Origin of the sequence: Fibrella forsythiae (genome assembly GCF_017353175.1) — a bacterium.
Taxonomy (GTDB): domain Bacteria; phylum Bacteroidota; class Bacteroidia; order Cytophagales; family Spirosomataceae; genus Fibrella; species Fibrella forsythiae.
In genome coordinates, this window is the sequence record NZ_JAFMYW010000002.1 from 852,748 (window position 1) to 867,299 (window position 14,552).

At 50.2% G+C, this 14,552-nt stretch carries 11 protein-coding genes; 3 read left to right on the top strand and 8 right to left on the bottom strand.

Going from position 1 to position 14,552, the window contains the following annotated elements; all coding sequences use genetic code 11:
* Positions 1 to 66: 66 nt before the first annotated feature.
* Positions 67 to 792: an SDR family oxidoreductase gene (locus J2I46_RS09550; protein ID WP_207328772.1), complete on the top strand. Its 726-nt coding sequence runs from the start codon at positions 67 to 69 to the stop codon at positions 790 to 792.
* An 86-nt stretch (positions 793 to 878) separates the two neighbouring features.
* Here J2I46_RS09550 and J2I46_RS09555 read toward each other — a convergent pair whose 3' ends face one another.
* The 7 genes from J2I46_RS09555 to nhaD form a co-directional block, all read right to left on the bottom strand.
* Positions 879 to 2,957, bottom strand: a complete 2,079-nt coding sequence (locus tag J2I46_RS09555; protein WP_207328773.1) for an insulinase family protein — start codon at positions 2,955 to 2,957, stop codon at positions 879 to 881.
* 39 nt (positions 2,958 to 2,996) lie between these two features.
* Positions 2,997 to 4,436: a M16 family metallopeptidase gene (locus J2I46_RS09560; RefSeq protein WP_207328774.1), complete on the bottom strand. Its 1,440-nt coding sequence runs from the start codon at positions 4,434 to 4,436 to the stop codon at positions 2,997 to 2,999.
* Positions 4,437 to 4,666: 230 nt separating this feature from the next.
* On the bottom strand, positions 4,667 to 5,638 hold the full coding sequence (locus tag J2I46_RS09565) for a DUF4249 domain-containing protein (RefSeq protein WP_207328775.1): 972 nt from the start codon (positions 5,636 to 5,638) through the stop codon (positions 4,667 to 4,669).
* Positions 5,628 to 7,952 (bottom strand): TonB-dependent receptor, encoded by a 2,325-nt coding sequence (locus J2I46_RS09570; RefSeq protein ID WP_207328776.1) that lies wholly within the window; start codon positions 7,950 to 7,952, stop codon positions 5,628 to 5,630. Before J2I46_RS09570 ends, J2I46_RS09565 begins: the two co-directional genes overlap by 11 nt.
* A gap of 457 nt (positions 7,953 to 8,409) precedes the next feature.
* Entirely contained in the window at positions 8,410 to 9,300 is an 891-nt protein-coding gene (locus J2I46_RS09575) for a hypothetical protein (protein ID WP_207328777.1), read from the bottom strand.
* 229 nt (positions 9,301 to 9,529) lie between these two features.
* A complete protein-coding gene (locus tag J2I46_RS09580; protein WP_207328778.1) occupies positions 9,530 to 10,105 on the bottom strand; it encodes a Crp/Fnr family transcriptional regulator in 576 nt (191 codons plus the stop codon).
* Positions 10,106 to 10,191: 86 nt separating this feature from the next.
* A complete protein-coding gene (nhaD, locus tag J2I46_RS09585; protein ID WP_207328779.1) occupies positions 10,192 to 11,490 on the bottom strand; it encodes a sodium:proton antiporter NhaD in 1,299 nt (432 codons plus the stop codon).
* A gap of 164 nt (positions 11,491 to 11,654) precedes the next feature.
* On the opposite strand from nhaD, the gene J2I46_RS09590 reads away from it, so the two are divergent.
* Together J2I46_RS09590 and J2I46_RS09595 are read left to right on the top strand one after the other, a co-directional pair.
* Positions 11,655 to 11,936 (top strand): hypothetical protein, encoded by a 282-nt coding sequence (locus J2I46_RS09590; RefSeq protein WP_207328780.1) that lies wholly within the window; start codon positions 11,655 to 11,657, stop codon positions 11,934 to 11,936.
* Between the two features lie 81 nt (positions 11,937 to 12,017).
* On the top strand, positions 12,018 to 13,208 hold the full coding sequence (locus tag J2I46_RS09595; RefSeq protein ID WP_207328781.1) for a DUF748 domain-containing protein: 1,191 nt from the start codon (positions 12,018 to 12,020) through the stop codon (positions 13,206 to 13,208).
* Positions 13,209 to 13,238: 30 nt separating this feature from the next.
* On the opposite strand, the gene J2I46_RS09600 is transcribed toward J2I46_RS09595, so the two are convergent.
* Positions 13,239 to 14,411, bottom strand: coding sequence for a cation:proton antiporter (locus J2I46_RS09600; protein ID WP_207328782.1), 1,173 nt, complete (start codon positions 14,409 to 14,411; stop codon positions 13,239 to 13,241).
* Between the last annotated feature and the right edge of the window lie 141 nt (positions 14,412 to 14,552).

Consider the following 14,552-nt stretch of genomic DNA (forward strand, 5'->3'; position numbering starts at 1 on the left):
TGATCTGCGTAACCCGTTCCCTGACTGGCCCGGCTACCTTTGTTTCTCTTAGCTAAGTATAAGGACATGACTATTTCAAACAACAAAATTCTAATCACAGGTGGTGCATCGGGTATCGGATTGGGCCTCACGCAGCGGTTTGTGGAGGAAAACAATACGGTTATCATTTGTGGCCGCCGCCCGGAAGTGCTGGACGACGTAGTTGCTACCTATCCATCGGTCATTGCGAAAGTGTGCGACCTCTCGAACGCCGACGAACGGCAGGCGCTGTATGAGTGGATTGCCCGTGAACATGCTGATCTGAACGTGCTGGTCAATAACGCAGGTATTCAAAACTGGGTAAGCATCACCGACGACGATTTTTTCGAGCGGGCCAAACAGGAGATCGTGACCAACATTGAGGCGCCGCTACACCTGACGGCGCTGTTTGCGAAGTTACCGGCCATGAAGACCATCCTCAACGTTACTTCAGGCCTGGCTTTTGCCCCCTACATCAAAGTACCCGTTTATTCGGCTACGAAAGCGTTTTTCCGCTCGTTTACGCTCTCATCGCGGGCGTTGCTGGCCAGCAAGGGTATTGAGGTAATCGAGGTAATTCCGCCTGCGCTTAATACCGATCTGGGCGGAAAAGGCCTGCATAACTATGCCCCGCCTGTGAATGAGTTTATCGAGGCTATTTTCGAACAGCTGAAGGCGGGCAGAACGGAACTGACCTTCGCCTCCAGCGAAACCAGAGCCAATGCTTCGGCAGACGAACTGAGGGCTGCGTTCAAAGGAATGAATGGCCTGTAAGGCAGTACGTAAGTTAACACGGAGAAAGGCCCGATACGTCTGAAAATCAGACATACCGGGCCTTTCTCCGTTACTTGGATTTTGGTCTAGTTGACGCTGAAATCAGTGTCTTTCAGGCCTTTATTCACTTCCACTTTATCAACCGAAAGTGTTAGCGTCATTGGCCCCATCGGCTGCTTGATCTGGTAGGGAATCAGTACGCCATTGACGGCTTTGTAGTCGCCGTAGCTGATGATCTGCGCCACCTCACCCTGCGGCCCTTTCTGCATCGACATGGTCTGGGTTTTCAGACCTGTAGTGGCATCGAAGAAATCAGTCCAGGTGTGGCCATTGGCGGTTGTGTTCTTCACCTTGAACGTATCCTTGCCGTCTACTTTCTCGGTACCATCCAGCGTACTCGTCACCTTGTTGGCTGCGTAGTATAACTCCGGGAACAGGCCGTCCTGCACCAGTTGCTGATCGGCATCTTTACCCGACAGGGCGGTTTTGTTGCCCCGAACAATACGGGCTGCCTGCTGGCCATCGCTGACCATCTTCATCATTTCGTTGCCCATCACCGTCACGGCCATCACTGATTTATTCGGCGCTTTGTCGAGGCGGCTCATCTTAACGGGAGTGCCCTGTACTTCGGTGCTCATCTGCATGCTCATGTCCTGAATCTTCATCAGGGCCTCTTTGCCGCCAATGGCCGTGATATACTTGTCGATCACCTGCTGGGCATTCAGACCAACCGGGATTGCCTTAGCTGCCTGCGGAGCGGCAACGGGGTTTCCTTTTGTGTCGAAATACTCAATATCACCAAACCGCTTCAATTTGTCGGCAATTTCGCTGGCTTTACCCACCACAACGATGATCGCATTCTCGGGACGGATGAACTGCTTACCGGCCGAAGCAACGTCGGCTTCGGTAATGGCGTCAACGTATTTCAGGTAATTCGGAAAGAAATCGGTTGGCAGGTTGTAGCGGGCCGTGTTGATGGCAAAGTTGGCCACCGTTTGTGGGTCTTCGAGCGTGAAAATGAAGTTGCCGCCAAACGCGTTTTTCGTTTGCTTCAATTCAGCCGCCGTTACCGGCATGGTGCTGATCGATTTCAGTTCGTTCATGATCTCGGCCACTGAACTATCTGTTACTGCATTCCGCACGCTGGCGCTTGCCCGGAAACGACCAATGAGCCGGTCGCCCGAGAGGTTCGAGTAGGCACCGTAGGTATAACCGTGTTTTTCGCGCAGGTTATTGAACAGGCGAGCCTCCGAACCACCTAGAATATCGTTCATGACGCTGGCCAGAATAGTTTCCTGCGAATACGGCTTTAACGCCACCGGATACACCACGCTGATGACCGACTGAACCGATGAAGGCCGGTCGACCAGCGCGATCCTGGTTTTACCGATCGACGCCGGAGCCGGGTACGTTGGCTTGGGTACGTCGGCACGCTGCCAGCCACCAAATGCCTTCTCAACCAGTGTTTTAGCCTGAGCGGCAGTGATGTCGCCCACCACGGCCAGGTAACCGATGTTTGGCCGGAAGTAGGTGTTGTAGTATGACTTGACATCAGCCATCGTCACCTTGTCGACCGTTTCTTCGGTCATTTGTTCGCCATACGGGTGATTTTTGCCGAACATAACCACGTTGGCAACTTTTGTGGCAATGGCATTTGGGTTGTCTTTCTGCGAAGCCAGTCCTGATTTGGTCTGCTTCTTCAGCTTATCGAGTTCTGCCTGCGGAAATGCCGGATTCAGCACCACGTCCGACATCAGCTCGAACAGTTTACCCACGTTCTTGCTCAGCGAACGGCCCGATACGTTGGTAGGCGAGGTGCTGATATCCGCGCCGATGAAATCGATCTCTTCATCGAGTTGCTCTTTCGTGCGTGTCTTCGTGCCATTGCGGATGAGCTGACCGGCAAAGCTGCTAACCCCCGCTATGTCGCCTTCGAACAGCGGATCACGGTCGAGCACCAGGTTTACCGCCACGCGGGGCAGTTTATGGTTTTCAACCACGAACACCTTCAGGCCATTGGGCAGCGTAAAGGTTTCGGGCTTACCGATTTTGATCTGCGGCGCAGGTGCATCCGCGGGTAATTTGCTCCGGTCGAGCGTCTGGGCGAAGCCGCTGGCCGAAAGGCCAAGCAGTGAAAGGCCCAGAAGAGTATGTTTGAATGTCATTTTTATGTGATCTGTGACGGGGTTAAACCCAGTTCCTATTTATTTCCCTTTGCCAGTGTCTTTCCCTTCGGCAGCTTTCGGCAGGTAGTACAGTACAACGCGGTTTTCGGGGCGGAGGTACTGATTGGCTACGCGGCGAAGGTCCTCTTTCGTTACCTTGTTATAGCGGTCAATTTCCGTGTTGATCAGGTTTGCGTCGCCGTAATACATTTTGTAGTTGGCGAGGTTCTCGGCAATGCCGAAAATGCGGGCGTTCTGGCTCACGAAATTGGTTTCGATCTGGTTTTTCACCTTCGTCAGCTCCGCATCGGTAACCAGCTCTTTCTTCACCCGGTCGATTTCCGTATTCACCGACGCTTCCAGATCTGCCGGGTTAACACCTTGGTTGGCAATTGAATAGGTCAGGAACAGGCCCGCGTCTTCATTGGCTACCGGAAACGCCGCCGACTGAACGGCTTTCTGCTGCTTGTCAACAATCTCCTTGTTCATGCGCGAGCTTTCGCCACCGGCCAGAATCGTTTGCAACACTTCAACGGCATACGAGTCGGGGGTGCCTTGGGCGGGAATATGATACGCCTGTACCACAGCTGGCAGGGTGATGTTGTCGTAGATCGTATCGCGTACTTCTTTTGTCTGGGCTGGTTCTTTTACCGTTGGCCGGTAGATGGCCTTCGTGCCTTTCGGAATTTCGGCGAAGTATTTAGAGACAAGGGCTTTTGCCTGCGTTGGCTCGATATCGCCCGCGATAGACAGGATGGCGTTGTTGGGTACGTAGAAGTCTTTATAGAACTGCCGGAACTCGTCGATCGTGGCGGCGTTCAGGTGCTCGAGCGAGCCGATGGGTGCCCACTGGTAGGGACTAACCGTGTAGGCGTGTTTCAGCACTTCCGTAAAAATAGATCCGTATGGCTGGTTGTCGATCCGCTGGCGCTTCTCTTCTTTTACTACTTCGCGCTGCGTTTCTACGCCTTTCTGATCAATTTTTGCGTGGAGCAGCCGCTCCGATTCCAGATACAGGCCCAGTTCCAGTTTGTTGGATGGCATCACTTCGTAATAGAACGTCCGGTCCTGCGAGGTGTTGGCGTTTAATTGACCGCCGTTCCCTTTCACGATCTTCATGTAGTCGCCCCGGGCAATATTGTCTGAGCCTTCAAACAGCAGGTGTTCAAAGAAGTGAGCGAAGCCGGTGCGGGTCGTTTGTTCGTTTTTCGAGCCAACGTGATACATCATCGTTACGGCCACCAGCGGCGTGCTATTGTCTTGATGCAGAATAACATGCAGGCCATTTGGTAGGTCGAATTCGGTGAATTTGATGCGTGCAGTTGCAGCCGGAGGGGCCACGGCAGCTTTGGCGGCATTGGTTGCGCCGGCAGCAACAGCGGCCTGTGCGGGCGACGGTTTCGCCGCTTTTTTCGACTGTGCTGGCGCCTGATTATACAGGCACGCACCAACGGCGAGCAGCCATAAGGTTCGTTTCATACGTGTTGGTTTTTAGTTAACTAGTTGTGGGTAGCCATTCGGCAGGGTATAAAAATACAATCCCAACGTTACATCTGGCAACGTTGGGATTGGGTGAATACACGAAAGGAAAGCAAAGGAGATGAACGGTTTGGGTAAGAGTAACCTGGCCTAATCGATTAGTGCCATCAGCCCCAGGTACGTACCTGCACCGGCCAGGTAGCCGAGCTTTTCAATATTTATCACGGCCATCAATATGTATAGCGTTGCCGATTAACCGCGCCAAAGATACCAAGCCCACCGTTGACATTGCTGTATACAGGTGTGACTTCTGCGAATGGATTATTTAAGGCATCATCTCCGCTGGTAATGCGGTTCATGGCCGATTTGATCACCGATTTGAGATACCGGTCAAAGTTGGGTCCGGAGGCAAAAAGATCAACAATATTCGATGCTCCCTTGGGCTTGTCTTTAACTTGAGCCAGTTGGTCATACGTTGAAAAAATCATCTCGATTGACCGACCTACCACCGCTGTCGGATCAAGACGGACAAACCCAGAATAAATATAACGCCCTGTCGATGAGTCGTAAGTACCGTTAAAGCGGTCTACATATCCTGAATTGGTCAGAATAAAATTTTGCCTTCTGTGAAGTTGATCAATAAAGGTGCAGCCTGGTGGTAAAACACCGTTCACATTTGGTGGACAACCTGACGAGAGTGCCCAATCGATTCTACCAACATAGAATGCTATCCAATGGGCGGTGGCGGCTTCCTTTGGCTGAAAGGAGACCGTAAAATCTGGGTTGCCATTTGGATTGCCCGTTGCTTTGTCATCAATTATTAAACGGCTGTTAAGGCCAAAAGGCATCTTGTCTTCAGCATCAATTTGACCATAACCAGGCACATTTGCTACAGTTTTATAGGTGTGTCCAGGGCTTGGCCTAAAATCGGAGCGGTAGCGTCCAGCCCCACGGTAGGCCATCGTTCCGATAGGTTTACCATCGTCAAAGAGGGTTACTTGGGCATTGTCAATGGATTCAAAGGCCGTTGTTGTATTAATGGGTGCTGTGTAGGTTAGACTAATCGTGATCAGGCTGTCAGGCTGAAGTAAGCCAGTCAGAACAACTTGTTTTTCATAAGCCGGACCTGGTATATCGAGCGTTTTTTCGCAGCTAACGAGCGAAACAACCAATAGTAGCCAGCAGATTAGTTTAAAATGCATACTGGTAGGTGATAGATGGGATAGCAGGGAATAAAGAGAACTGCTTGAGTTGGGTTTTGTCGTAATATAAATAGAAGGGATTCAGATGATTATAAAGGTTATAGCATGAGAATACCCAACTGCGCTCTCCATGTTTTTTCTGTTTGGTAATGCGATAACTGATATCCAGGCGGTGGTAATCGAGCGTCCGGAAGTTGTTGCGTTCGTGTAAATCGGGGAGGTTTATATACGTCGATTGCCAGTCGCGCCAGGTATACTCATTACTTGTCTCTTTCGTTATCAAATCCGAGCCTGGCACGTCGCCGGTGTAGCGCGTACCGGCCACGGTCAACGCTGTGCCCGTGTTGAAAACGAAGTTAGCAGACAGCGTTTTGTTACGGCGAATGTCATGGCTTACCACAATGGCGAGATTATGCCGCCGGTCGAATTTGAAGGGGAATGGCCGTCCGCCGTTGATGTCGTCGAACTGCCGGTCCGTCTTCGAGAGGGTATAACTCAGCCAGCCTTTGGTGCGTCCGGCCGTTTTTTCCAGATAAAATTCGGCCCCGTAGGAGGTGCCTTTACCCACACTCACCCGGTCGTACCAGGGGATGCTGAAGTTGTTCTGGAAAGACGTACCCTCTTTGTAGTCGAGCACGTTCTGTAGCCGTTTGTAGTAACCTTCCACCGAAATATTCCAGTTGTTTTTCAACGTCCGCGAATAGCCTACTGACCACCAATGGGCCTTTTCGGGCGGAATTTGGTCTGTTACGGGCACCCACAGATCGGTGGGCAAGCCCACGGATGAGTTGGTAAGCAGATGTAAAAACTGAGTCATCTGGTTGTATGACACTTTAATAGACGACTCATCATCAAGTAAATAACGGGCACTAATACGGGGTTGTAGTGAATGCCACACCTGCCCGTTCACGAACTGATTGGCATAATGACCCCCAATATTGGCCCGTAATTTTGATGAAATCGTCCAGTCATCCTCGGCGTAGGCCGTCAGCTCGTCGGTCTGAATGGGCGGCGTGGGCTGATAGGTGGTGTCGGCGGTGGTGGCAGCGAACTGTTTTATCTCGGGGCTAAACGTGTGGTGGGTATAGCTGCCGCCAAACTTGACACTATGTGTGGTAATGGCGAAATAGTCGAAATCCGTGCGTAGTGATACATCCCGAATCCCAGAAGACACCCGGTTGACGTAATATCGTTTGGCTTTATATTCCTCGTTTATGGCATAGCTGAAGTTGGTGAGATTGGCCGTGAGGTTGCCAAATAATCGGTTGGTATATACGTGGTTCCAACGCAGGCCCAGTGTACGGTTACCCCAATCGAAGCTATTACTATACTGAGCATCGTTCACCGTATTTTTGGCACTAAATGCATCTTGACCGGTGTAAAAACTGAGATATAACCGGTCTTTTTCCGAAAACTTATGATTTATCTTGGCATTAAGATCGTAGAAGCCATAGCCACTTGTATTATTATTACCCCCTATACGGCTACCTGCCCAAACAAGTGCATCAAGCCAGGTACGTCGAGCCGAAAGCAGTATCGACGTTACGTCTTTTTTTATAGGACCCTCAATGGTGAGCCGTCCAGCAATGGGGCTAAGGTCGAAGCTGCCTTTCCAACGTTGTAGATTGCCCTCACGCATTGTAATATCGAGAACTGATGATAACCGCCCGCCATACCGGGCCGGAATGCTGCCTTTCAGAAAATCTGCCTGAGCTACAGCGTCGGTATTGATGACGGAGAAAAATCCAAACAGGTGATTAACGTTGTAAAGTGTAATGCCATCAAGGAGAACCAAATTCTGGTCGGGGCTACCGCCGCGCACGTTCAGACCCACAGTACCTTCGGTGCCGGCCTGCACACCGGGCAAGAGCTGAATGGTTTTCAGAATATCGTTTTCGCCTAGCAGGGCAGGAGCTTTCCTAACCATGTCGAGTGGAATGATAAACCGCCCCATCGTGGCTTCCTGATAGGTGTCTTTCCCCGTCGACTGCCGAATGACCAACGTGCCAAGCAGATTAACAGCGGGTTGTAGGTTGATGATTTGTGGTTTGTTGAGAGCGTAAGCTATAGTAAGCCGCTGGGACTGATAACCAACGTAAGACACCTGTACTGAATCGGTGGTTGAAACGGGCAAACTGAAGAAACCAAATTTATTTGTGGTGATGCCGTTGGTTGCTCCTACCGCTTTTATAGTAGCACCAATTAATTTCTCGCCCGTATGTGCGTCTTGTACATAGCCATGAATGATAACATTGCGCTGCGCAAACGAAGATATTGGTATAATCAGGGCCAGATAAAGAAAGAAATAGTTCATGGCTTTTCGGAATAAGGCGCATTTTGATTTTCAAACGTAAGTCGCGATACAACCTGTGTTAGCTCACATCAAATTATGCCAAGATTGCACTACAATTTGTTGATACTCAAAATGCGCCTACTACACTTTAAAAGAAGACGTCACAGTTACAATTGTAGCCACTCCAGCCAAACCTGAACACTGACCCGTTGTTAATTATGCGTTGATTGTTTGTGTAATTATATCCTAAGGATGAGTACCTATACACATTAATATTCCAAGAAGATCTTTGAGAATCTGGGCCGTTCATTACAAAATTGACGGAAGTAGTGAATCCGTAGCCACTCATTCCTACACCGTTTGTAAAAGAATTTCCAGGGAAGTCTGTCTGAACAGCAGATACAGCTCCATTTACTCCTGGTGCAGTTGGGTCAATTTTGATAGAACCACTCAGCGTTTGCTGCTGTGTGTCCCTATCCTACCAATCGCCCCAAAAACCTCTCTTTAGTGTTCTTACACAAATCTGTGCTACTGCATCAACATGCGGCACTGCTGTGTAAGGAGTGTAACCATAAGAATTGTACGTGTTGTAGTTGTAATCTGCTCTCCATTCGGTCCACTCTGAAACTGACTCATCAATATAAGCAATCATTTTCCATTCATATGGATTGCCACTTGCACTTTCACAACTGAATGGATGAGCATATCCGGTACGAGCTTGCGGTGTGTCAATCGCCTTCAATTTGTGCCGAATAGCATTAACAGCTATTTGCTCTGCCTTATCTGAGACTTGCGTATTGGCCATAGCACGTATGCATTGCTCACTATTCGCATCTGATTTTTTAGGGGTTGACTTCACCGCATCGTAGCTGAACTGATAAAAGGTATTATCAACACAGACAACACCCTGCTTATTCAACACGGCAGCCATCATAGGATTCGCCAAATTGAGCACAACACCGCCGTTCTCTTGATCATATATGATCATTTCACCTAATGTCACTGCTGTCTTCGACTGCAGATGCGAAGGGTGATTTTTCGGGTTGATCAAAGACAGTTTGTCTTCCTGTTCATAAGCGGAGGCCTCTTCCTCTACCACCCGGTTAAAAAGTTGCCGAAGTGAAATAAAGCCCTGCGATTCATCCCAGGCTTTCTGCTGAACATCTGACTGCTTGTTCAACTTATCAATGGTCTGATAAAACTCATCGAAGTTTTTGAACGTTAGATACGACTTTTGTTGAGTCGTGTTGTTGCCTGCGTTGGGCAACGTCGTTTCGAGGGGGTCTTTGCACCCTGCGAGCAAAAAAAACATGACGTATAGAGCGGCGACAACCACTCTGCGGTTTTGGGAAACAGTAGCGAAATGCATACCTTTAACATGAGTTAAGTGAAGACTAGACTCACAAGCCCTTCCTTACTGGTGCCAACTTGGGGGAAGGGCTTACTTATGTCAAAAGTATTTGCTCTTATGTTGCATTGCAATTGATCAAAAGCAATAAATAAATTGATTTATAGCAATCAATATATTAACAAGTAAAAAGCTGATATTGGTGAAGGCAGATATCAGCTTTTTACTTGTTAATATATTGATTCAGAAGTTATTTCTTCCTCATCCTTTTAGATCGTAATCTGCTCAATGTGCTCGCTGTCATGCCCAAAAAAGAAGCAACGTGCCGCCCTTGCGCTGTTACAAGGATAGGCCCAAACTGTTGCTCGAACATGTCGTAACGTTTTTCTGCCGACCGTGTTCTGAGAATACGAATGCGCCATTCGTACTGCAGTACGTAATGCTCCATAATTTTACGGCCTACTTGATTGAATAATGGAAAGTCAGCATATAGTCTTTGCAAATCGTCGTACTGGATGCTGAATACGGTAGAGGGAGCTAGTAGTTCAATGTTTTCACTAGATGGTTCCTGATTGAAAAAACTGTGCGGCGCTATGGCAAAACCGTTTTTAACAATGATCCATGAAGTAATTTCGTTTTCATTTTCGTAGAAATATGCTCTCGCCATACCGCTTTCCAGAAAAAACAATTGGTCAGTCTTTTGGCCTTCTCTAACTAACAATGTTCCCCTTGGCAATTGCTGTTTACGGGTTAGCTGCATCAGCATATCGATACTGGTAGAAGCGCTAAAGAGTTCTGGAACAATTGATTGTAGTGTGCGAAACATAGAGAAAAATAGTGCACACAAATATACGCAAAAGAGTTACTGTTGTACAGGTAAGTAAGTATTTACTGGGCATAGGATAGCTTCATTTACCCAAGCAGTGCCATCAGCCCCAGGTACGTACCTGCACCGGCCAGGTAGCCGAGTAAAGCCAGCCAGCTGATATGGCGGAGGTACCAGCCGAATTCGAGCTTTTCCATGCCCATGACGGCCACGCCCGCTGCCGAACCAATGAGCAAAACGCTGCCGCCGGTGCCGGAACAATAGGCCAGAAATTCCCACAGTTTATGGTCGGCTGGGTACGTTGCCAGATCGTACATGCCCATGGCAGCGGCCACGATAGGTACGTTGTCGACTACGGCCGAAACGAGGCCGATCAGCATGACGATCACATCCAGATTGCCCACGGTCTGGTTCAGGTACGTTGCCATGGCGCGTAAACCGCCAGTGGCTTCCAGCGAACCAACGGCCAGCAGAATACCCAGGAAGAACAATACGCTTGGCGTATCGATGTTTTGCAGCGCATAGGCCGGGGTCAACGGTTCGCGGGCGGCCTCGTCTTTGTCTTTATGAATGATTTCGGAAGCCAGCCAGATAACGCCCAGTACCAGCATCATGCCCATGTAGGGCGGCAGGCCGGTCACGGTTTTAAACATGGGAACGAACAGCATGCCACCGAGCCCGATAGACAGCATAAGTCGACGGTCGCGACGGGCAATCTGGTTTACGTAGGGGCGGCTGACACCTTCCTCATCTGCCGAAGCCACAAAGGCCGTGCTGACTGCCGGGTAGCGAAACGTCAGAATGAGTAAGGGGACAAGCAGCGCTACCAGACTCGGCACCAGCACTGTTTTGATGATGTTGAGGGTGGTGATCTGCCCGCCTATCCAGAGCATGGTCGTGGTTACGTCACCGATGGGCGACCAGGCCCCGCCCGCATTGCAGGCAACGATGGTCATGCCCGCCATCAATCGCCGTTGGTCGGGGTCGCGAACAAGCTTTCGGAGCACCGATACCATCACGATCGCAGTGGTAAGGTTATCAAGCAGGGCCGACAGAAAAAACGACAGCGCGCAGGTGATCCAGAGCAGGGTGCGGGTGTTGCGGCTGGCAATCCGGTCGGTGATGAGGGTGAAGCCATCGTGGGCGTCGATGAGCTCAACGATAGTCATGGCTCCCAGCAGGAAAAACAGGATACCGGCAATATCAACGAGGTGGTGGCCCAGTTGCTCACTGATCGCCGCGTGATCGGCACCGGTCAGGGCGTAAATTGTCCAGCAGAGCACGCCAGTGATAAGTGCCGTGGCTGTCTTGTTCACATGGATCAGGTCTTCCAGTGTGATGAGCAGGTAGCCACCCAGAAAAACGATCAGTAAAGTGGTGAGCATGGAGGAAGTCAATTGACCAACCCGTCTGGTATATGTTGTCGGGCGGGTGAATTTTGTGCACTGGTTGCTACGTTAGTAAAGTCAGCAAGCACTTTTATTGTTCACTACTAACTGAAACCTGTCCGCTGATACCTGTAGTTGTTCCCTGGCTGTGGGTCAATGGGATGACCATTTGGCCATTTGTGCTGCTCCGGAAACCCAATCCGTCGGCGCAACTGCTCAATCATGAGCGCATTCATCTGCGGCAGCAGCTTGAACTGGGCATCGTACCGTTCTATCTCTGGTATTTCGGCGAGTATGGCTACTGGCGGCTTAGGGGGATGGACCATTACAGGGCGTATCGGGCCATACGTTTTGAGCGGGAAGCCTTTGACAACGAGGAAAATCTGGCTTATCTCAACAAAAGGCCGTTCTGGGCGTTTCTAAAGAAGCGTTATCAGGTATAGCGAGACGGTAGGTTGCCTCTATATCAGGTAGTTGATCGTCGCTTGCTACCTCTATTGAAGCGCTTAACAACACTCAACGCCTTGAAACGATCCGTCAAAATTCTCATCGCCATCGTGGCTTTGTTAGTTGTAGCCCGTCTGCTGCTTCCCTACTTTGTGCTCAGGTACGTGAACAAAACGCTGGCCGACATGGGTGAGTACACCGGTCATGTCGACGACATTGATATCTCGTTACTCCGGGGAGCTTATCAGATTAAAACCCTTACAATCAGAAAGATAAACGGAAAGGTGAAAGAGCCGTTCGTGTCAATTCCACGCTCTGATCTGTCTGTTGAATGGAAATCGATACTGAAGGGAAAACTGGTTGGCGAAGTGGAATGCTATGAGCCGGAACTGAACTTCTCCTTCAGTACCAATGAAAGTACCCGCCAAACCGGTGAAGGTGCCGACTGGACCCAGGTAGTGAAAGACCTGCTCCCCATTCAAATCAACCGCTTTGCCGTTGTCAATGGCCGCGTAAACCTGCTTAAACTGTTCGCTGCGTCTAAAGCCGATCTGTCGCTACAGAAGGTAGACGGTGAACTCCGCAACATCCGAAATGTAGAAGAGAAATCGGGTAGCTTGCCATCGCCCGTCTGGCTAACCGGCGACGTACCTGGCTACGGCGGTTCCATGCGGTTCGACGCCAACATGTATCTGCTGAAAGATATTCCTGATTTTAATTATAATCTGAAATTCACCGACTTACAACTGGTGAAGCTTAATCCAATTGCCCGTCCGTACGCCAATGTCGATTTTGACAAAGGCACGATGAGTGTGTTTTCGGAGATGGCTATGGATGATGGCAAGCTGAACGGCTATCTGAAACCCCTCACTAAAGATATGACGATCTTTAAGCTGAAGGAACCCGGTGAGCACCGCACCATTGGCCGGTTCTTCACCGAGTTACTGGCGCAGGGAGCCACCGAAGTGCTGGAGAACCGGAAGCGCGATCAGGTAGCCACCCGCGTCCCCTTGACCGGCACTGTCGACGATATCAAAACGCCTGTCTGGCCAACGATTTTCGGCGTGCTGCGCAATGCGTACGTACAGGCGTTCGAGCAGAAATTCGACAACGACATCACCTTTACCGATGCGCTTCAGAGTTTTAAGGAAGATTTCAAGGAAAAACGGGCCGATCGAAAGGCCGAACGCAAAGAGAAGCGCGCTGAACGAAAGGCCGCCAGAAAAGCTAAACGGGAGGCTAAAAAAGAAGCAAAAGAGAAGAAGTGAGCGGTTGCGGAGCTACGCCAACGCAACCGCTCATTCGCTCGGTCTGTAGCGAATAGTACCAACGGCCATGAAAACGGCAGTCAGTATGACGACCAGGGTCAGGATTCCCTCACGGAAACCGGTGAGTTTCAGGGCTTGTGGAATATTGGTATACAGTAGAATAGTGATTAGGCCGCGCGGGGCGATCCAGTTGAGGGGACGCCAATCGCCGGGGTAAATCAGGCGGAGCAACGGCCAGCGTACGGCAAAGATGACAACCAGGAATAAAGCACTGACAATCAGGGCATCCGTATCAATCAGGGAGGATAAGTTGGTTGCGTAGCCGAAAAGCAGGAAGAAGAACGTTCTGACGATGAACGCCCCTTCGGCGGTCAGGTTTTTGAACTGATCGAGTTCCTGCTCAAACAGATCGCTTTTGAAAGTTCGGGCCAGTCTGCCACGGATAAACAGCTCGGTGTTGTTCAGAAACAGACCGAAGATGAGCACCAGCAGCAGCGACGACAGTTCGTAGATATTGGCAATGGCGTAGACCAGCAACAGCACCGAGATGATAGGCAGAAACTTCACCGGATGATTTATTCGGCCAATCAGATAGAGCAGCGCGAAACAGCAGATGACCGAAACCAGCCCCATCGTCAGCGTATCGCGGATAAACCCGAAGGTGGCGCCAAGTAACGATATGTCGCTTTCAATCAGAAAGTTATACAGCATGATGCTGATGATCGCCGCAAACGAGGTTTCGTAGGTGATGAATTCCCGCTTGTCGTTCGGGAGTGGGCGTACGGCCTGCCCGGCAATGGAACTACTGACAATACTGAACGGCAGCGCGTTGATCAGGCATTTGTAGTACGATTCATCCAGCAGCAGGTAAAGCATCGTGGCTAATACCAGCGTCGTGAGCAGGATAGATGATAGTGCCATCAGGCCGGTTCGACGAACGAGGCTGAGCCTATCCGACTGAATATCGAGGTCGAGGCCTCCTTCCAGCACAACCAGAATGAGCGATAACGTACCCAGCGCCGATAGAGTTGGAAAGACGTACGGAACCTGAATGTTGAGTGAGTTGGTCAGAATGCGGAGTAAAGCACCCATGAGCAGCAGCAGCAGCAGCGGGGGCGTTCTGAATCGGCTGCTCAACAGGTCGAATCCGTACGAAACCAGTACAGCAGTGCTTAGCGCTATGATCAGGTAAGAGGTATTCATCTACAACAATTTACTGCGGTCCGCCGCGCGGTTTTCAGTCTACTGTTTTCAGTTGCTTCGCTACCGTCCGAAACCATGATTTGGCAGCGCAACAGAAGACAGAAGACTGTAAACCGCGCGGCGGACCGCAGTAAACTTCTA